Genomic DNA, 17,113 nt, shown 5'->3' on the forward strand with positions numbered 1-17,113 from the left:
TTGTTGGCAGCGGGGCCGGCTGCCGGCGGCTGGATCGCGAATGCCGCTCCCGGGTGGGGAGTGGGCGGGGAATTCAGCGCCTCGTGTAGCGCGCGACGAGGCGGTCCCCGCTCATCTGCAACGCCTGCACCAGCAGGATCAGCAGGGCGACGGTGATGATCATCACGTCGGTCTGGAAGCGCTGGTAACCGAAGCGGATGGCCAGGTCGCCCAGGCCGCCGCCGCCGATCACGCCGGACATCGCGGTGTAGTCCACCAGCACGATGGCGGTGACGGTCACGGCGGCGATCAGCCCGGTGCGCGCTTCGGGCAGCAGGGTGTGCCAGATGATCTGCCAGGTGCTGGCGCCCATCGCCTGGGTGGCTTCCACCAGGCCGCGGTCGACCTCGCGCAGGGCGGTTTCCACCAGCCGCGCGAAGAACGGCGTGCAGCCCACCACCAGCGGCGGAATGGCACCGGCGACGCCCAGCGAGGTGCCGGTGATCAACGTGGTGACCGGGATCAGCACGATCAGCAGGATGATGAATGGCAGCGAGCGCAGCATGTTCACCACCACCGACAGCGCGCGGTACAGGCCGGGGCGGGCATGCAGCTGGCGCTTGCCCGTGAGGTACAGCAGTACGCCCAGCGGCAGGCCCAGCAGCACGGTGAAGGCCAGTGCGCCGCCGAGCATGGCGAGGGTGTCCAGGCAGGCCTGGGCGAGGTCGTGCCAGTCGAGGTTGCGGAACCAGCCGTCCATCACTGCTCACTCCTGCGGAGCTTCGCCGCGCGGTGCGGCGCGCGCAGGCGGTCGCCCTGGCCGAACAGCTTGTGGCGCAGGGTGCCTTGCTCGTACTCGCGCTTGAACAGCCCGCGTGCCTGCAACTCGGGCACCAGCAGGTCGACGATGTCGACGAAGGTTTCCGGCGCCACCAGGCTGGAGAGGTTGAAGCCGTCGACGTCGGTTTCCTCGACCCAGGCCTGCAGCTGGTCCGCCACGGTCTGCGGCGAGCCCACCAGCAGCGGGCCGTCGCCACCCAGAGCGCAGTAGTCGGCGATTTCGGCGGCGGTCCACTGGCGCTCCGGGTCGGCGGCGCTGAAGGCATCCACCGCGGACTGGATGGCGTCGCTCTGTACGTGGCGCAACACCTGGTCCGGCGCGTACTGGCCGAAGTCGATGCCGGTCCAGCCGGACACCAGTGCCAGGGCGCCCTCGCGGTCGCTGAACTGGCGGTAGTCCTCCAGCTTGGCCAGGGCCTCGGCGTCGGTCGGCGCGACAATCACCGTGAGCTGGTTCAGCACCAGCACGTCGCTGGCCTGGCGGCCGGCTTCCACGGCGAGGCGGCGCAGGTCCGCCACCTGGTCGCGGAGGATGCGTTTGGTCGGCGCAGCCACGAACACGCATTCGGCATTGCCGGCGGCGAATGCCTTGCCGCGGCTCGACGCGCCGGCCTGGTAGAGCACCGGGGTGCGCTGCGGCGAGGGCTGGCTCAGGTGGAAGCCGGGCACTTCGAAGTGCTCGCCCTTGTGCTGGATGGGGTGCACCTTGCGCGGGTCGGCGTAGACGCCGCTGGCGCGGTCGGCGACCACCGCGTCGTCATCCCAGCTGGCTTCCCAGAGCTTGTAGCAGACCTCCAGGTATTCCTCGGCCAGGGCATAGCGCTGCTGGTGGTTGAGCTGCTGCTTCAGGCCCAGGTTGCGCGCGCCGCTGTTCAGGTAGGAGGTGACGATGTTCCAGCCGGCGCGGCCGCGGGTCAGGTGGTCCAGCGTGGAGATGCGCCGGGCGAAGGGGAACGGGTGCTCGAAGGACACCGAGGCGGTGATGCCGAAACCCAGGTGCTCGGTGGCCGCGGCCATGGCCGGGACGATCTGCAGCGGGTCGTTGGCCGGCACCTGCGCGCCGGCGCGCAGCGCGGCGTCGGCGTTGCCGTGGTAGACGTCATAGACGCCCAGCACGTCGGCCAGGAACAGCCCGTCGATCTTGCCGCGTTCGAGGGTCTTCGCCAGCTCGATCCAGTAGTGGATGTCGGTGTAGCGCGCGGCCTGCTGGTCGCGCGGGTGGCGCCAGAGGCCGGGCGAGAGGTGGCCGACGCAGTTCATGGCGAAGGCGTTGAGGCGGATCTGCTTGCTCATCGCGCTTCCTCAGTTCCAGTCGTGGCGCGGCGGACGCTTATCGTTCAACAGCCAGTTGCCGACCAGGTGGTACTTCCAGCGCACCGGGTCGTGCAGGGTGTGCACGCGGGCGTTGCGCCAGTGGCGGTCGAAGGCATGGCGGGCGAGGGTGGAGCGGGTGCCGCCGAGTTCGAACAGCTTGTTCGTGGCGTCGATGGCGACCTCGGTGGTCAGCACCTTGGCCTTGGCCACGGCGACCGAGGCACGGGCGACGCTGTCTTCGTCCGGCGCCGGGCGGGCGGCATCCATCACCTTGCCGGCGCGCTCCAGCAGGGCGTCGGCGGCCTCGATACGGATGCCCAGTTCACCGACCTGGATGATGGTGAGCGGGTCTTCGCTGGCTTTCTCCACACCGGCGTCGATCCACGGGCGCGCCTGTTCGCGGACGAAGGCGATGGTGTCGCGCAGCGCCGCGCGGGCAATGCCGGCGTCGATGGCGGCGGTGGTGATCTGCGCGAACGGGCCGGCCAGGGTCGGCACGTCGTAGGAACGGTGCGTAGGGAAGACGTTGAACGCCGGCACGCGCAGGCCTTCCACCAGCACGGTGCCGCTGGAGGTGGTGCGCTGGCCGATGCTGGCCCAGTCATCGACGATGACGAGGCCCGGCGTGCCGCGCGGGACGAAGGCGAGCTGGGCGTTGTTCTGCTCGTCGAGGCCCAGCACGCCGATCCAGTGGGCGTACAGCGAGCCGGTGCAGTAGCCCTTGCGGCCGTCGATGACCACGTTGTCACCGTCGTGGCGCAGGCGGGTCTGGATGTCCTGGACGTTCTTGCCGCCGGTCTCCGACAGCGCGTTGGCGAAGCGGTTGCCCTTGAGCGCGAGGTCGAAGAAGAAGCGCTTCTGCTCGTCGGTGCCTTGCAGGCGGATGTCTTCCAGCAGGCAGTAGTGGTTCTGCGGAATCTGCCCCAGCGACGGGTCGGCAGCGGAAATGATCGCGATGACTTCGGCGAGGGTAGCGTAGGACACCTCGGCGCCGCCGAACTCGCGGGGCACGGTGATGCCCCACAGGCCGCTGTTGGAGTAGACCTCGACGACCTCCGGTGGGACCTCGCGGTTGCGGTCGCGCTCGGCGGCGCCTTCGAGCAGGAAGGCGGCGACCTTGTGGGCGACCGAGAGGGCCTCGGCGTCAGAGCCGATCCGGTGCGCGTTGGGTTCGCGGATGTCGTAGTGGGCGGATTCGGGGAGTTGGGGCATGGCAGTACAGCGACCTCGGCAGATGAATCGACCCGGCGTTCGGGTCTGTCTGATCAGGTCACTGCACAAGCTGTGCCGGAAATTAATTTCCTTTTAAATCAATGACTTGGTTTTTCAGTCCAACAGTTGAGGCGCTGGGCGGACAGCAAAGTGTTGGGTGAGTGTTGCTGGGGCAACAGTGCTTTAGCAGCGATTGGCCGTGCAGGAGCGCCTCCACAGGGAAGCCCCGGAAAGCCCCAACGTAGGATGGCGTGGAGCGCAGCGATACCCATCAATTGCACTGCAGGGCGCGCCAGCGTGATCCGCCGTCGAGGCAGGCAAATAACCCGTTTCTGCTCCTACAGGGAGGCGCCGAGCTGAGCGGGTTCGCGAGCAAGCTCGCTCCTACGAAGAGCCCAACCGATCCGGCTTTGGCTTGGCTTTGGCTCTTAGAGACTTCCAGAGAAATGTCCGCACGCGCCGAATGCCCCGTTCAGGAGGCCGAGTGGAAGCGGAGTTTCAGGGGTTGAGCGACATGGATGTCGCGAGAGCGGCGATGGGCCAGGGATGGCCCTTCGACGCGTGCCCCTGAAACTTCGCTGGAACGAGGGTATTTTTCGCCTAAGCGAAAAACCGGATGTCCGGGGCAAGACCTTTGCCTTCTTTGGGGCGTTTGCCAAAGAAGGTCGCCCGAGGGGGCGAAACAAGATGCCTGGGCGCACGCCGAAGCGGCGCAGAAACACCCGATCCCAAGCGCGTAGGGTAGATAACCAGAACTTATCCGCGAAGTCCCTTGCAGATACATCGATATGCCCGGCGAACTTCGGTGCGATGGATTCAATTGCAGGTCGCGGGCATGGCCCGCTCCTACAGGGTGGCTGTCGACGATCAGGCGATGTCCTGGCACACGTCGATCCAATCCGCCGCCACCAGCTGCGCCAAACGCTGCGGTTCGATTCTCACCGCGCTGTGCACGGCACCCGCCGCCGGCAGCACTTCGTCGAACGCCTGCAGCGACACATCGCAATACACCGGCAGCGGTGTGGCCAGGCCGAACGGGCAGACGCCGCCCACCGGGTGGCCGGTCAGCTCCACCACTTCCTCGGCGCCGAGCATCTTGGCCTTGCCGCCGAAGGCGTCCTTGAGCTTGCGGTTGTCCAGCCGCGCATCACCGCGCGCCACCACCAGCACGGTGCGCTCGCCGACGCGCAGGGATAGCGTCTTGGCGATGCGGCCCGGCTCCACGCCGTGGGCTTCGGCGGCCAGGGCGACGGTGGCGGTGCTGGTTTCCAGCTCGATGATGGCGATGTCGGGGGCCTTTTCGGCAAAGAAGGCGCGAACCGATTCCAGGCTCATGGGCAATGCTCCGTGTGGTGCGAAAACCTCTGAATCTAGGGAGCGCGGCCCCGTCTGTCCAGACCGGAAGGGTCAGCGCCCACGGATCAGCAGGGCTTCGATGCCAGGCACCTTCAGTCCCTGCTCGGCATTCACCAGCTCCAGGCGCGCGGCGAAGATTCGCAGCTCCCGCTCGGCGGCCTGCACGGCGCGCGTCAATGCGCTGTGCGGCACGCTGACCGAGCGCTGCGGCGCCGGTGGGGAGAACGCCTCGCTCGCGCTGCGGAAATCAAAGATGACGGTCTGGTGCTGCTGGCTGATCTCCGGCGACGGGTGCCCGCTATAGAGGTAGGCGCCCGTGCCGGCGGCGATGCGCTTCCAGCTGCGCAAGTCGCCCAGGTCGCTGCAGCATTGCGGCAACAGCGCATCCACATTCCCCGCACGCAGCACGTAGCCGCCGGGCAGCGGGCGGACCTCGCGCCAGTCCGCCGATCCGCTGAGCTGGTCGTGGCAATGCAGGCGGATCAGCCGCGCAATGTCTGCGTCGCTCAGTTCGGCAATGCGGTGAAAGGCGCTGCCCGGCAGGTATGGCCTGAGCGCCGGGCCGAAGCCGTGGGCCTGCAGGCTGCGCTCATGGTAGGCCCGCCAGCGTTCCCGGTGTTCCCAGTAGGGCCCCTCGGCTGGCGGCGGAACGCTGTCCACCAGGTAGAACAATTCGATGACGGGGATGAGCTGAACCTGCATGGGGGCGCCGGGAGTTTGCCGAGCGGCACGTTCTAATGGCGCGGGCCCTGGGCGTCCATAGCGAATTTTCCTATATCGCCGCCAGGAAGCTGTGGCGCGACCTATGCTCAAAGCCCCGTTGCCCTGCTGAAATTTTTTTGCGTGGCCTGTCGATCTGCCGTCACGCCCATCGACTACTTGTCAGGAACCGGTAGCCACCGGCCGCCCCGCTAGCCATTACAAGAGACTCACAAGAGGAGAAAGACCATGCGTTTCATGGTGATCGTCAAAGCCACCGCTGACTCCGAAGCCGGTGTGATGCCCAAGGAAGAGCTGCTCGCCGCCATGGGAGCCTACAACGAGGAACTGGTGAAGGCCGGCGTGATGCTGGCCGGGGAGGGCCTGCACCCCAGCGTGAAGGGTGCACGGGTGCGCTTTGAAGGCGCGTCGCGGCAGGTGATCGATGGCCCGTTCGCCGAGACCAAGGAGCTGATCGCCGGTTTCTGGATCATGCAGACCGCGTCGTTGCAGGAGTGCATCGACTGGGTCAAGCGCTCGCCCAACCCCTTCGATGGCGAGTCCGAGATCGAGATCCGGCAGATCTTCGAGGCCGAGGACTTCGGCGCCGAATTCACCCCTGAATTGCGCGAGCAGGAAGAACGCCTGCGCGCTGAAATCGCCAGCAAATCCTGAGCCTGGAGGATACCGCCATGTTGATGAATGCCTATCTGGTTTTCGACGGCAACTGTGAAGAAGCCTTCCGTTACTACGCCGAGGTGCTGCGTGCCGAGCTGCCGGCGCTGATGCGCTTCGCCGACGCGCCGGGCTGCGAGGACATGCCCGAGGCGCTGAAGAACCGCGTGATCCACGTCCGCCTGGAGGTGGACGGCCACGTGCTGATGGGCTCGGACGCCTCGCCGCAATGCGGCCAGTACGAGGGCGTGAAGGGCGTGTCGATCACCCTCAATGTCGACACCAAGGCCGAAGCGCGGCGCCTGTTCGACGCCCTCGGCAAGGGCGGCAAGGTCACCATGCCGCTGGAGCAGACCTTCTGGGCCGAGCTGTTCGGCGCGGTGGAAGACCGCTTCGGCGTGCCGTGGATGATCAATTGCGAGAAGGAGGCCTGACGCAGCATCTCCCTGTAGGAGCGCCCCATGGGCGCGTTCGCGGGCATGGCCCGCTCCTACAGGCTGGTGGCGGGCTCGCTTTTCTGTAGGAGCTGGCCATGCCTGCGACGGATCGGGCACCGGAGTTCCACGGACGAAGTCCGCCAACGGGACTCTTGCAGAGCGGACGATGTCCGCGTTCGCGGGCATGGCCCGCTCCTACAGGCTGGTGACGGGCTCGCTTTTCTGTAGGAGCTGGCCATGCCTGCGACGGATTGAGCACCGGAATTTCGCGGACGAAGTCCGCCGACGGGGCTCTTGCAGAGCGGACCTTGTCCGCGTTCGCGGGCATGGCCCGCTCCTACAAGGTGTCTTTACCGGCGGCGGCGCGAAACCGCTCCGGCGTCGTCCCGGTGAACCGCTGGAACGCGCGGTGGAAGCTGGTGACATGCTCATAGCCGAGCAGGAAGGCGATCTCCTGCAAGGCCATCCGGCTGGCCAGCAGGTAGCGCTGGGCCAGCGCCATCCGCACTTCCAGCACGATGCCCTTGAAGGTCAGCCCGTGGTCGCGCAGCCGGCGCTGCAGCGTGTGCGGCGGCAGGCGCAGCCACGCGGCGGTCTGCTCCAGGTCCGGCAGCGGAATGCGTGCGTTCTGCAGCAGGTAGTAGCGCACATCGTCGGGCAGCGACGGGCCGCGCTCGAAGCTGGCCAGCGTGGCCGCGCCTTGCGCCTGGCAGAGCCGGCTGACCGACGGGTTGGCGGTGGAAAAGGGCTGGTCGTGAAACGCCTTCGGAATCCACAGCTCGGGCTGCTCGGCATTGAACTGGCATGGGCCGGGAAAGAGTTCGCCATACACCGCGGCATGGGCCGGCGGCGGGTAGGGCAGGTGCAGCTGCATGTCGCTGCAGCGTTCCAGGTCCGGCAGGCGTTGGCACAGCCAGCGCCAGGTGCTGCTCAGCCACTCCTCGCAGAGGGCGATGCGCTCCACTTCGTTGAAGGGCGGGAGCTTGAGTGTCAGGCGGATATGCTCGCCGAGCTCCTCGCGGCGGGTGTGGATCGGGTGGGGCATCAGGCTCGACGGCTGGCCGAGGGAGATGTCCCAGGAGCGCCGCAGGTTGGCCGCGCTGATCAGCGCATAGCCGATCACCCCCAGGTCGTAGAGGTTGTAGCGCTGGCCCAGGCGCAGGAAGAAGTCGGTCTCGCCGAGCAGCCCGGCGGCCTGCTGCAGCAGGCGGTAATAGCGGGCGAAGTTCATCTTCGGCGCCGCCGCCTCGCCGTCCGAGGGCAGGCCGAGACCGCCCAGCAGCGGTAACAGCGGCGGCAGGGTGGGGCGGGCGCGCCACTCGTCGAGGAAATGGCGGAACAGTTGTCGCGCTGCGTAATCGATGTCGAAGGACGCGGTGGGCATGGGCGGGCTCAAGCTGTCGTCTTGTGCTAGTGAGTTGTCATCTTATGCTAGTCGGGGAGGAAAAGCCGAGCCCTATACTGCCTCCACGAACAAGAACAACAAGGGCCTGCCATGACCGCTCCGGACCGCTTCCGCTCCTCCCATTCCCCCAGCGACCGCTTCGCTGAACTGCTGCTACACAACGCCCGCTTCTATACCCTCGACCCCGCCCAGCCCTGGGCCGACGCCGTGGCCATCCGCGACGGCCGCCTGCTGGCGGTGGGCCGCCGCGAAGACATGGAACACCTGATCGGCCCCGACACCCTGGTGCGCGATCTCGACGGCGCGTTCTGCATGCCCGGCCTGCACGACATGCACACCCATCCGGACCTGGCGCTGAACCCGCGCTACGCCGACGACCTCGACGTGGGCATCGAAGACCCGACCCCGGAGCAACTGGCCAGCGCCATCCGCGCCTATGCCGACAGCCACCCGGGCGACGGCTGGGTCTATGGCCAGTACTGGGTGCGCTACACCTTCCGCGAGGCCGGGCTGAAACCCGGCCGCGAGTGGCTCGACAGTATCCTGCCGGACCGCCCCGTGGCGCTGCTGGACCGCATGTGGGGCACCATGATGGTCAACTCCCGCGCGCTGCAACTGGCCGGCATCGACGCCAGCACCGCCGACCCGCGCAACGGCTATCTGGAGCGCGACGAACTGACCGGCGAGCCCAACGGCCTGCTGATCGACGGCGCCTACGCGCTGATCCACGCGGCCATGCCGCCGACCCCGGCCAAGGTGCTGCGCCAGTCCTACCGCGAGGGCGTGCACTTCCAGAGTTCCCGCGGTGTCACGGCGGCCAAGTACCTGCATGTCTGCGAGAGCCGCCTGGACGCCCTGAAATACCTCGACGACGCCGGCCAGCTGACCCTGCGCGTGGAAGCGGCGATCAGCTGGCAGGACGACATCTTCCCGGTGCGGCGCCGCTGGGAGCTGCTCAGCGGCGAGCGTCACTACTACCGCAGCGCGCGGCTGTCGGCGAACGCGGTGAAACTCCACTTCGACGGCACGGTCGAGCCGCGCTCTTCCTTCCTTATTACGCCTTGGCCGGGCGAGGACGCCTGGCGCGGCAAGCTCAACCTGACCCCCGAGCACATCACCGACATGGTGGTGGACATGGACCGCCGCGGCATCCGCGTCATCGCCCACTGCACCGGTGATGCGGCGTCCGATGTGTTCCTCGATGCGGTGGCCGAAGCGCGCCGACGCAACGGTTTCAGCGGAGTGCGCCACCAGTGCGCGCACAGCACCATCCTGCACCCGGGCAACCTCAAGCGCTTCCGCGAGCTGGAGGTGATCGCCGAGTTCTCCCCGGCGGCCTGGTACCCGACGCCCTTCGCCAGCGGCGCGCGCTCGGGCTACGGCGCGGAGCGGCTCAAGCGCATCTATGACTTCAAGGGCGTGCTGGCTGCCGGCGGTATCGCGGTATTCGGCACCGACTGGCCGGTGGCCTCCATCGACCCCTGGCTGGCGCTGGAAACCCTGGTGACCCGGCAGAACCCCTGGAACGACGACCCGGCGTGCTTCGGCGAGCCGATCAGCCTGGAGCAGGCAATCCGCGTGGCGACCCTCAACGGCGCCTACGCCATGGGTCTGGAAAAGCTCACCGGCAGCCTGGAGGCCGGCAAATCGGCGGACTTCATCGTGCTCGACCGCAATCTCTTCGACCAGCCAGCGCGCAACTTCATCCACCGCACCGAGGTGCAACTGACCTTCGTCGAGGGCCGCCCGGTGTACGACCGCCTCGGCCAGTTCAGCGATACCGCCCTGGCGGCGGTGTGGCAGGGCGAGCCACCGCGCATCGAGGGGGTCAACGCATGAATGCCGCAAGCATCCCGGTGACCGTGGTCGCCGGCTTCCTCGGCGCCGGCAAGACCACGCTGCTGCGCAACCTGCTGGAGCGCTGCGAAGGCCGACGCCTGGCGGTGATCGTCAATGACTTCGGCGAGCTGAACATCGACGCCGGCATGATCGCCGAGCAGACCGAGGCCGTGTACAGCCTGGAGAACGGCTGCATCTGCTGCAGCGTGCAGGACGACCTGCTGGCCCAGCTGGAGCGCCTGGCGACGATGCACCCACCGCTGGAGCAGGTGGTGATCGAGTGCAGCGGCGTGTCTGACCCGCAGCGCATCGTGCAGACCCTGGGCTACCCCAAGCTGCGCCGGCGCCTGCACCTGGACGCCGTGCTGACCGTGGTCGATGGCGCGCGCCGCGAGCCGCTGGAAGGCGAGTACGCGCGGCTGGAGCGCATGCAGGCGGCGGCAGCCGACCTGTTGCTGCTGAACAAGTGCGACCTGCTGGATGCCGAGGAACGCACCCGCCTGCGCGAGCGATTCGGTCGTGGCGCGCGGGTGCTGGAGACTATCCAGGCGCAGATTCCCGATGAGCTGTTGCTCGGCGAGCCGTCACGCAAGTTGCGTCCCCATGGGCAGGAAGGCATCGACCATGGTGATCTGTTCGATAGCTGGAGCTGGCAGGGCGAGGCGGCCTTCGATGGCGCACGCCTGAAGCACTGGCTGGAGAACCTGCCGCGCGGCCTGTTGCGGCTCAAGGGGCTGATTCGCCTGGCAGGGCAGGGCGAGAGTGTCTGGCTGCAATACGTGGGCGGGCGCTATCAGCTGCGCCCGGCCACGGCGGGCGAAGCGTCGCAGGGCACGCGGCTGGTGTTCATCGCCGAAAAGAATGCGGGGCTGCGGGCGGATCTCGAAGCGGGGCTGCGCCAGTGCTTTTCGTAGGAGCGAGCTTGCTCGCGAAGCTTTTCCCGGCAACTCCTGCGCTGGAGCGGTTCGCGAGCAAGCTCGCTCCTACAGGGTAAGGCTTCACGCTAAAGGCAATAAAAAACCGGCCACCAGGGCCGGTTTTTCATTGCACTCCGAACTCAGCGGTATTCGCAGAGGTAGGCGGTGTCCTGGGCGACCTTGAGCTGGAACTTGCTGTTGGCCGGCACGGTGAACTGGCTGCCGCCTTCGAAGGTTTCCCAGTTGTCGCTGCCCGGCAGCTTGACGGTCAGCGCGCCGGCGACGACGTGCATCACCTCCAGCTGGCTGGTGCCGAACTCATATTCGCCGGGCGCCATCACGCCGATGGTGGCGGGGCCTGCGGTCATGTCGAAGGCGATGGATTTGACGGTGCCGTCGAAGTACTCGTTGACCTTGAACATGGGCGTCTCCTGCTAGAGGGGTGAAAAAGGGCCCGCCAGTATGCCCAAGGCCGCGGGCGCCGTCACTAGAGCGGCGCAGGCGACCGTGCGGTCTGCGAAGGAAGGCTTATTTCAGCCCGCCACGGGCAGGGTCAGCGGCAGCAGGCGGGCGGTGTTGCGGGCGTCTTCCAGGGCGCGGTGCGGCTGCCCCTGGAAGTGCAGCCCGGCCAGGTGCAGCGCGGCATTCAGGCCCACCGGGCGCTTGAGCTGGCGGGCCTGGGCGAAACGCTGCTTGAGGTTGACGTGGGGGACGCGGGACAGGTGGCTGTCCAGGTGCTGGCGGCGCCACTCCAGCTCCAGCTGGCGACGGTCGTAGTCGCCCCAGCTGGTCCAGCCGGCCAGGCGCGGGCTGTGCTGGGCGAGCCAGCGTTCGAATTGCGGCCAGACTTCGTGCAGCGGTGCGGCGGCATCGACGTTGGCCTGGGTGATGTGGGTCAGCTCCCGGCAGAACGCCGTCAGCAACGGGCGCCGCTGCGGACGGACGAAGCGCTGGAAATGGTCCAGCTCGCGGCCGTCGGCTTCGGCCACCAGGCTCGCGCCGATCTCGATGATCTCCATTTCCTCGACTGGCCAGCCGCCTTCCTCGGTGGTGGCTTCCAGGTCGATCACCAGCCAGTGGGGCATAGTCGGTGCTCGTGGTTGGGTTCGAATCGAGTATGGAAGGCGTTTGCGAGGCCGGCAAACCGCGCTAGGCTGAGCGCCTTCTGCTGACAAGGGGACCGCGATGGCGAAAGTGGCATTCATCGGCCTGGGCGTGATGGGGTATCCCATGGCCGGGCATCTGGCGCGCGAAGGGCACGAGGTGTGCGTCTACAACCGTACCGCCAGCCGCGCGGCGCAGTGGGTCAGGCAATTCGGCGGCCGCTCGGCCCAGACCCCGCGCGAGGCCGCGCAGTGGGCGGACTTCGTGATGTGCTGCGTGGGCAATGACGATGACCTGCGCAGCGTCGTGCTGGGCGAGGACGGCGCGCTGGCCGGGATGCAGCCCGGCGCGGTGCTGGTGGACCACACCACCGCCTCGGCGGAGGTGGCCCGCGAACTGGCGGTGGCAGCCGCCGAGCGCGAGCTGGGCTTCCTCGACGCGCCGGTGTCCGGCGGGCAGGCCGGCGCCGAGAATGGCGCGCTGACGGTAATGGTCGGCGGCGACGCGGCCATCTTCGCCCGCGCCGAGCCGGTGATCGCCACCTACGCGCGCATGGTGCGGCGCATGGGCCCGGTGGGCAGTGGCCAGTTGACCAAGATGGTCAATCAGATCTGCGTTGGCGGCCTGTTGCAGGGGCTGTCCGAAGCGCTTCACTTCGCCCAGAGCGCCGGTCTGGACGGCCTGGCGGCGATGGAAGTGATCAGCAAGGGCGCTGCGCAGTCCTGGCAGCTCGAGAACCGCCACCAGAGCATGCTGGAAGGGCGCTTCGACTTCGGTTTCGCCGTGGACTGGATGCGCAAGGACCTGGGCATCGTCCTCGACGAGGCCCGCCGCAACGGCGCGCAGCTGCCGGTCACGGCGCTGGTCGACCAGTTCTATGCCGAGGTGCAGGCCGCTGGCGGCGGGCGTTGGGACACCTCCAGCCTGATCACCCGCCTGCAGGGCGCGCCCGAGTCCTGAGCCGCCTTATCGTGCGTTCAGGCGCGGAAGATGAAGTACACCGCGCCCAGCAGGCACAAGCCTGCCCATAGATAGTCGAGCTTGAGGGGCTGCTGCATGAAGTACACGCTGAACGGCACGAAGACCGCCAGCGTGATGACTTCCTGCATGATCTTCAGTTGCCCCACCGACATCACCGTGTAGCCGATGCGGTTGGCCGGCACCTGCAACAGGTACTCGAACAGGGCGATACCCCAGCTGACCAGCGCCGCGATGATCCACGGCTTGCTGCTCAGGGTTTTCAGGTGGCCGTACCAGGCGAAGGTCATGAACAGGTTGGACAGCGACAGGAGAAACGCGGTTTGCAGCCAGACCGGCATGGCAGAGGCTCCAGTGGGGGACTGCGCCTGAGCCTACTGGATGCGCCGCGAGGCAGCCAAGGGGCAGCGGCGACCAGGCTCGCGCGAAAGCTGATGTATCGCCTGCGTCAGGCGTTGGCGATTACTTGCACCGTGGCGGGGCTCCGCCGATCCGGCCAGCTTGGCGGAACGGCTGACGCGCTTTATGCTCGCCGCCATTTCTGGCGTCCCCGGTGTTGGGGGCGTCTGGCGGGCGTGGCGGCGTCCATTGGCGAGCAATGGAACGGCTCCGCGCTTCCAGCCTGTGTCTATTTCCCGACGTGAGAGTTCTTCCATGGAGTGCCGTATCGGTTGTGGCGCCTGCTGCATCGCGCCGTCGATTTCCTCGCCCATCCCCGGCATGCCCGACGGCAAGCCGGCGGGCGTGCGCTGCGTGCAACTGGACGAGCGCAATCTGTGCAAACTATTTGGCGACCCTCGGCGTCCAAAGGTCTGCGCGGCCTTCGAGGCGGACGTCGAGGCGTGCGGCAGCAGCAATGAACAGGCGCTGCAGATCCTCACCGAGTGGGAGCGCATCACAGCGGCCTGATGTGACTTGGAAGTCACGTTTTCGCGGTCCATACTGACGCCCCGACCCGCTCAAGACCGCGGATTGCGACGGGGCGGCGGCATTCGCTGCCCCCACAAGATCAAGAATAAAGAGAGGTAAGACGATGCGTGGTGTATTGCGTATGACCCTGCTGGCCACTGCCGTGGTGGGCTTTGCCGGTACTGCCCTGGCGGAAGACTGGAAGCTGGAGAAGGAAGACGACGGCGTGAAGGTCTTCCTCAGCCCCGTGGCAGGCTCCAAGTACAAGGCTTACCGTGGCGTCGTCGAGATCAAGGCGGACGTAGCCAAGATCAACGCCCTGCAGGAAGACGTGGCCGGCTCCTGCAAGTGGATCCACGCCTGCGCCGAGATGCGCCTGCTCAAGCACGAAGGCGACGATTCCTGGACCTACTCGAAGATCGACATGCCCTGGCCAGTGACCGGCCGCGACGTGGTGATCCACGTGACCACCGAGAAGACCGCCGATGGCGGCCTGATCCGCCACCTGAAGGCTGAGCCGACCTACATCCCGGAAGAGAAGGGCGAGATCCGTGTGCCCAAGCTGATCGGCGAGTGGAAGCTGGTGCCCAAGGGCGCTGGCGTGACCGAAGTGACCTACCAGGTGCAGACCGAGCCGGGCGGCAGCATTCCGTCCTGGCTGGCCAACAGCTTCGTGGTCGACGCGCCGATGAACACCCTGAAGGGCCTGCGCAGCGCTGCCGAGAAGTAATCGACGCTGGTGTGCCGCGCCATGAAAAGCCGCCTTCGGGCGGCTTTTTCGTTTCCGGTAGGAGGGATTGTTTGCGAATGGGGTCTCTGGTGGTGCTGGTGTGAAGCGGTTCGCGAGCAAGTTCGCTCCTACAGGCGGGCGCTTTGCGTTCGAGTTGCACGATAGATTCCATCGCGTTGGTTTTCGCGCACGCTATGGATAGCGCGTCGCCTGGGGCTTTTCGTAGGAGCGAGCTTGCTCGCGAACCGCTCCTACGAAATAGGCGAACACCGCGCAATGCAGGCCATAAAAAAAGCCGCCCGAAGGCGGCCTTTTCCTGCTCCGTAGCGCTTAGCGGGCCTTGAGGTCCACGAAGTCGCGTTGGGCGGAGCCGGTGTACAGCTGGCGCGGACGGCCGATCTTGTACGGGCCGGAGAGCATTTCCTGCCAGTGCGAGATCCAACCCACGGTACGTGCCAGGGCGAAGATCACGGTGAACATGCTGGTCGGGATGCCGATGGCCTTCAGGATGATGCCGGAGTAGAAGTCCACGTTCGGGTAGAGGTTGCGCTCCACGAAGTAGGGGTCGTGGCGGGCGATTTCTTCGAGCTTCATGGCCAGTTCCAGCTGCGGGTCGTTGATGCCCAGCTCCTGGAGGACCTCGTCGCAGGTCTGCTTCATGACCTTGGCGCGCGGGTCGAAGTTCTTGTACACGCGGTGGCCGAAGCCCATCAGCTTGAACGGATCGTTCTTGTCCTTGGCCTTGGCCACGAACTTCTCGATGTTCGACACGTCACCGATCTCGTCCAGCATGCGCAGCACGGCTTCGTTCGCACCGCCGTGAGCCGGACCCCACAGGGCAGCGATGCCCGAGGCGATACAGGCGAACGGGTTGGCACCCGAGGAGCCCGCCAGGCGCACGGTGGAGGTGGAGGCGTTCTGCTCGTGGTCGGCGTGCAGGATGAAGATGCGGTCCATGGCCTTGGCCAGCACGGGGCTGATCGGCTTGGTCTCGCACGGGGTGTTGAACATCATATGCAGGAAGTTTTCTGCATAGTTCAGGTCGTTGCGCGGGTACATCATCGGCTCGCCCTTGGAGTACTTGTACACCATGGCGGCGATGGTCGGCATCTTGGCGATCAGACGATGCGCCGAGACTTCCCGGTGCTTCGGATTATTGATGTCCAGGGAGTCGTGGTAGAAGGCGGAGAGGGCACCGATCACGCCGCACATCACGGCCATCGGGTGCGCATCACGGCGGAAGCCGTTGAAGAAGGTCTTCAGCTGCTCATGAACCATGGTGTGGTTCTTGATGGTGCCGACGAACTTTTCCTTCTGCTCGGCAGTCGGAAGCTCGCCATTGAGCAGCAGGTAGCAGGTTTCCAGGTAGTCGGACTTCTCGGCGAGCTGTTCGATCGGGTAGCCGCGGTGCAGCAGCACACCTTTATCACCGTCGATGAAGGTGATCTTCGACTCGCAGGAGGCGGTGGACATGAAGCCGGGGTCGAAGGTGAAGTGACCCGTGGAGGTCAGGCCCCGCACATCGACGACATCGGGACCCAGCGTGCCGGAGAGGACAGGCAGTTCGACGGGGGCAGCGCCCTCGATGATCAACTGCGCTTTTTTGTCAGCCATGATGGCCTCCTATTTATGCTTGAAATCATCTGTACGACCCCCCACGCAGGGCCCGCACCACTATAGAGAGATAAATCCGAATGTCAATTTGCACAATCGGACATGATCGGCTCCTCCAAGCCTCTGTTTTGGCGAAAAAAATTGCCTGTTTACGCCTTTTTGGGGGGTGCGGCAATTAGTCCTTAGGTGAAGGTCTTTCCGTTGTCATTAGGGGCCTAACTGTCTATACTCGGCGACCAGCCGCCAAGGGCCGTCCGGCCTCGCTTCATCGGTGGTTGTCACTCCCGAAGGTGATGGGTACCTGACAAGTGCACCTCCCGACAACTAGCCCTGCTTCATATAAGGGCTCTCAGTGTGAAAAAAGCCGTGAATAGCAAACGACCCGTAAACCTAGACCTAAGGACCATCCAACTCCCTATCACTGCTTACACGTCGATTCTCCACCGTATCTCCGGCGTCATTCTGTTCGTGGGCATCGCAGTGCTGCTGTTCGCACTGGATCGTTCCCTCGCTTCGGAAGACAGCTTCGAGCAGGTGAAGGCGTGTCTGACCCATCCGTTGGTCAAGCTTGTGATCTGGGGCCTGCTGTCTGCGCTGCTGTACCACCTGGTAGCCGGTATTCGTCACCTCATCATGGATGCAGGTATTGGCGAAACACTGGAAGGCGGTAAGCGTGGTTCGAAAATCGTCATCGCTGTCGCAGTGGTGCTGATCGTTCTGGCGGGGGTATGGGTATGGTAACTAACGTCACTAACTTGTCGCGTTCGGGTCTCTATGACTGGATGGTCCAGCGCGTCTCCGCGGTCGTTCTCGCGGCTTATGTCCTCTTCCTGCTGGGCTTCCTGATCGCTCACCCGGGCATCTCCTACGCCGAGTGGCATGGTCTGTTCTCCCACAGCCTGATGAAGATCTTCAGCCTGTTGACGCTGGTTTCCCTGAGCGTGCACGCATGGGTCGGTATGTGGACCATCACCACCGACTACCTGACTCCGATGGCGCTGGGCAAGTCTGCGACCGTCGTGCGTTTCCTCGTCCAGGCAGTATGCGGCATGGCCATGTTCGCATTCTTCGTCTGGGGTGTGCAGATTCTCTGGGGTAACTGATC

At 65.9% G+C, this 17,113-nt stretch carries 19 protein-coding genes; 9 read left to right on the forward strand and 10 right to left on the reverse strand.

Annotated elements, in window-relative coordinates; all coding sequences use genetic code 11:
• Positions 1-73 precede the first annotated feature (73 nt).
• The 5 genes from ACNFIA_RS15170 to ACNFIA_RS15190 form a co-directional block, all read right to left on the reverse strand.
• Positions 74-739: a methionine ABC transporter permease gene (locus ACNFIA_RS15170; protein WP_151186665.1), complete on the reverse strand. Its 666-nt coding sequence runs from the start codon at positions 737-739 to the stop codon at positions 74-76.
• A complete protein-coding gene (locus ACNFIA_RS15175) occupies positions 739-2,112 on the reverse strand; it encodes an LLM class flavin-dependent oxidoreductase (RefSeq protein ID WP_416786199.1) in 1,374 nt (457 codons plus the stop codon). Before ACNFIA_RS15175 ends, ACNFIA_RS15170 begins: the two co-directional genes overlap by 1 nt.
• A 9-nt stretch (positions 2,113-2,121) precedes the next feature.
• On the reverse strand, positions 2,122-3,345 hold the full coding sequence (locus tag ACNFIA_RS15180) for an SfnB family sulfur acquisition oxidoreductase (protein WP_416786201.1): 1,224 nt from the start codon (positions 3,343-3,345) through the stop codon (positions 2,122-2,124).
• Positions 3,346-4,212: 867 nt separating this feature from the next.
• A complete protein-coding gene (locus tag ACNFIA_RS15185; protein ID WP_259754384.1) occupies positions 4,213-4,680 on the reverse strand; it encodes a YbaK/EbsC family protein in 468 nt (155 codons plus the stop codon).
• A 72-nt stretch (positions 4,681-4,752) separates the two neighbouring features.
• Positions 4,753-5,403 carry a hypothetical protein gene (locus tag ACNFIA_RS15190; protein ID WP_416786204.1) on the reverse strand — a complete coding sequence of 217 codons (651 nt, stop codon included), beginning with the start codon at positions 5,401-5,403 and terminating at the stop codon, positions 4,753-4,755.
• A gap of 246 nt (positions 5,404-5,649) precedes the next feature.
• Here ACNFIA_RS15190 and ACNFIA_RS15195 point away from each other — a divergent pair, with 246 nt between their 5' ends.
• Together ACNFIA_RS15195 and ACNFIA_RS15200 are read left to right on the forward strand one after the other, a co-directional pair.
• Positions 5,650-6,075, forward strand: coding sequence for a YciI family protein (locus ACNFIA_RS15195; protein ID WP_416786207.1), 426 nt, complete (start codon positions 5,650-5,652; stop codon positions 6,073-6,075).
• 17 nt (positions 6,076-6,092) lie between these two features.
• Entirely contained in the window at positions 6,093-6,509 is a 417-nt protein-coding gene (locus tag ACNFIA_RS15200) for a VOC family protein (RefSeq protein ID WP_416786210.1), read from the forward strand.
• Positions 6,510-6,849: 340 nt separating this feature from the next.
• Here ACNFIA_RS15200 and ACNFIA_RS15205 read toward each other — a convergent pair whose 3' ends face one another.
• Positions 6,850-7,896 (reverse strand): AraC family transcriptional regulator ligand-binding domain-containing protein, encoded by a 1,047-nt coding sequence (locus ACNFIA_RS15205; protein ID WP_416786213.1) that lies wholly within the window; start codon positions 7,894-7,896, stop codon positions 6,850-6,852.
• Positions 7,897-8,007: 111 nt separating this feature from the next.
• On the opposite strand from ACNFIA_RS15205, the gene ACNFIA_RS15210 reads away from it, so the two are divergent.
• Complete coding sequence (locus ACNFIA_RS15210) at positions 8,008-9,756, forward strand: amidohydrolase (RefSeq protein ID WP_416786215.1); 1,749 nt, start codon at positions 8,008-8,010, stop codon at positions 9,754-9,756.
• Positions 9,753-10,670 (forward strand): CobW family GTP-binding protein, encoded by a 918-nt coding sequence (locus tag ACNFIA_RS15215; protein WP_416786217.1) that lies wholly within the window; start codon positions 9,753-9,755, stop codon positions 10,668-10,670. The genes ACNFIA_RS15210 and ACNFIA_RS15215 overlap by 4 nt, the downstream gene beginning before the upstream one ends.
• Positions 10,671-10,813: 143 nt before the next feature.
• Here the strand turns inward: ACNFIA_RS15215 and ACNFIA_RS15220 are convergent, their stop codons facing one another.
• Both ACNFIA_RS15220 and ACNFIA_RS15225 read right to left on the reverse strand, forming a co-directional pair.
• Positions 10,814-11,095, reverse strand: a complete 282-nt coding sequence (locus ACNFIA_RS15220) for a pyrimidine/purine nucleoside phosphorylase (protein WP_259754391.1) — start codon at positions 11,093-11,095, stop codon at positions 10,814-10,816.
• Positions 11,096-11,206: 111 nt separating this feature from the next.
• Complete coding sequence (locus ACNFIA_RS15225) at positions 11,207-11,758, reverse strand: exonuclease domain-containing protein (RefSeq protein WP_259754392.1); 552 nt, start codon at positions 11,756-11,758, stop codon at positions 11,207-11,209.
• Positions 11,759-11,858: 100 nt separating this feature from the next.
• On the opposite strand from ACNFIA_RS15225, the gene ACNFIA_RS15230 reads away from it, so the two are divergent.
• Positions 11,859-12,737, forward strand: coding sequence for an NAD(P)-dependent oxidoreductase (locus ACNFIA_RS15230; protein ID WP_416786221.1), 879 nt, complete (start codon positions 11,859-11,861; stop codon positions 12,735-12,737).
• A 17-nt stretch (positions 12,738-12,754) separates the two neighbouring features.
• On the opposite strand, the gene ACNFIA_RS15235 is transcribed toward ACNFIA_RS15230, so the two are convergent.
• Positions 12,755-13,096, reverse strand: coding sequence for a DMT family protein (locus tag ACNFIA_RS15235; protein ID WP_045208042.1), 342 nt, complete (start codon positions 13,094-13,096; stop codon positions 12,755-12,757).
• A gap of 313 nt (positions 13,097-13,409) precedes the next feature.
• Here ACNFIA_RS15235 and ACNFIA_RS15240 point away from each other — a divergent pair, with 313 nt between their 5' ends.
• Together ACNFIA_RS15240 and ACNFIA_RS15245 are read left to right on the forward strand one after the other, a co-directional pair.
• On the forward strand, positions 13,410-13,664 hold the full coding sequence (locus ACNFIA_RS15240) for a YkgJ family cysteine cluster protein (RefSeq protein ID WP_259754395.1): 255 nt from the start codon (positions 13,410-13,412) through the stop codon (positions 13,662-13,664).
• A 124-nt stretch (positions 13,665-13,788) separates the two neighbouring features.
• Positions 13,789-14,394: an START domain-containing protein gene (locus tag ACNFIA_RS15245; protein WP_416786224.1), complete on the forward strand. Its 606-nt coding sequence runs from the start codon at positions 13,789-13,791 to the stop codon at positions 14,392-14,394.
• A 330-nt stretch (positions 14,395-14,724) separates the two neighbouring features.
• Here ACNFIA_RS15245 and gltA read toward each other — a convergent pair whose 3' ends face one another.
• The gene (gltA, locus tag ACNFIA_RS15250) at positions 14,725-16,008 is read right to left on the reverse strand and encodes a citrate synthase (RefSeq protein ID WP_259754397.1); all 1,284 of its coding nucleotides are present in this window, start codon (positions 16,006-16,008) and stop codon (positions 14,725-14,727) included.
• A gap of 354 nt (positions 16,009-16,362) precedes the next feature.
• Here gltA and sdhC point away from each other — a divergent pair, with 354 nt between their 5' ends.
• Positions 16,363-16,749, forward strand: a complete 387-nt coding sequence (sdhC, locus tag ACNFIA_RS15255; protein WP_259754398.1) for a succinate dehydrogenase, cytochrome b556 subunit — start codon at positions 16,363-16,365, stop codon at positions 16,747-16,749.
• Positions 16,743-17,111, forward strand: coding sequence for a succinate dehydrogenase, hydrophobic membrane anchor protein (gene sdhD / locus ACNFIA_RS15260; protein WP_259754399.1), 369 nt, complete (start codon positions 16,743-16,745; stop codon positions 17,109-17,111). The genes sdhC and sdhD overlap by 7 nt, the downstream gene beginning before the upstream one ends.
• Positions 17,112-17,113: the final 2 nt, after the last annotated feature.

This window comes from Pseudomonas sp. NY15437, assembly GCF_048068435.1.
Taxonomy (GTDB): Bacteria; Pseudomonadota; Gammaproteobacteria; order Pseudomonadales; family Pseudomonadaceae; genus Pseudomonas; species Pseudomonas nitroreducens_B.

Excerpts from the sequence above, each read along its gene's own strand:
- ACNFIA_RS15170 (WP_151186665.1), bottom strand. The coding sequence starts at position 739 with ATGGACGGCTGGTTCCGCAACCTCGACTGGCACGACCTCGCCCAGGCC.
- ACNFIA_RS15175 (WP_416786199.1), bottom strand. The coding sequence starts at position 2,112 with ATGAGCAAGCAGATCCGCCTCAACGCCTTCGCCATGAACTGCGTCGGC.
- ACNFIA_RS15180 (WP_416786201.1), bottom strand. The coding sequence starts at position 3,345 with ATGCCCCAACTCCCCGAATCCGCCCACTACGACATCCGCGAACCCAAC.
- ACNFIA_RS15185 (WP_259754384.1), bottom strand. The coding sequence starts at position 4,680 with ATGAGCCTGGAATCGGTTCGCGCCTTCTTTGCCGAAAAGGCCCCCGAC.
- ACNFIA_RS15190 (WP_416786204.1), bottom strand. The coding sequence starts at position 5,403 with ATGCAGGTTCAGCTCATCCCCGTCATCGAATTGTTCTACCTGGTGGAC.
- ACNFIA_RS15195 (WP_416786207.1), top strand. The coding sequence starts at position 5,650 with ATGCGTTTCATGGTGATCGTCAAAGCCACCGCTGACTCCGAAGCCGGT.
- ACNFIA_RS15200 (WP_416786210.1), top strand. The coding sequence starts at position 6,093 with ATGTTGATGAATGCCTATCTGGTTTTCGACGGCAACTGTGAAGAAGCC.
- ACNFIA_RS15205 (WP_416786213.1), bottom strand. The coding sequence starts at position 7,896 with ATGCCCACCGCGTCCTTCGACATCGATTACGCAGCGCGACAACTGTTC.
- ACNFIA_RS15210 (WP_416786215.1), top strand. The coding sequence starts at position 8,008 with ATGACCGCTCCGGACCGCTTCCGCTCCTCCCATTCCCCCAGCGACCGC.
- ACNFIA_RS15215 (WP_416786217.1), top strand. The coding sequence starts at position 9,753 with ATGAATGCCGCAAGCATCCCGGTGACCGTGGTCGCCGGCTTCCTCGGC.
- ACNFIA_RS15220 (WP_259754391.1), bottom strand. The coding sequence starts at position 11,095 with ATGTTCAAGGTCAACGAGTACTTCGACGGCACCGTCAAATCCATCGCC.
- ACNFIA_RS15225 (WP_259754392.1), bottom strand. The coding sequence starts at position 11,758 with ATGCCCCACTGGCTGGTGATCGACCTGGAAGCCACCACCGAGGAAGGC.
- ACNFIA_RS15230 (WP_416786221.1), top strand. The coding sequence starts at position 11,859 with ATGGCGAAAGTGGCATTCATCGGCCTGGGCGTGATGGGGTATCCCATG.
- ACNFIA_RS15235 (WP_045208042.1), bottom strand. The coding sequence starts at position 13,096 with ATGCCGGTCTGGCTGCAAACCGCGTTTCTCCTGTCGCTGTCCAACCTG.
- ACNFIA_RS15240 (WP_259754395.1), top strand. The coding sequence starts at position 13,410 with ATGGAGTGCCGTATCGGTTGTGGCGCCTGCTGCATCGCGCCGTCGATT.
- ACNFIA_RS15245 (WP_416786224.1), top strand. The coding sequence starts at position 13,789 with ATGCGTGGTGTATTGCGTATGACCCTGCTGGCCACTGCCGTGGTGGGC.
- gltA (WP_259754397.1), bottom strand. The coding sequence starts at position 16,008 with ATGGCTGACAAAAAAGCGCAGTTGATCATCGAGGGCGCTGCCCCCGTC.
- sdhD (WP_259754399.1), top strand. The coding sequence starts at position 16,743 with ATGGTAACTAACGTCACTAACTTGTCGCGTTCGGGTCTCTATGACTGG.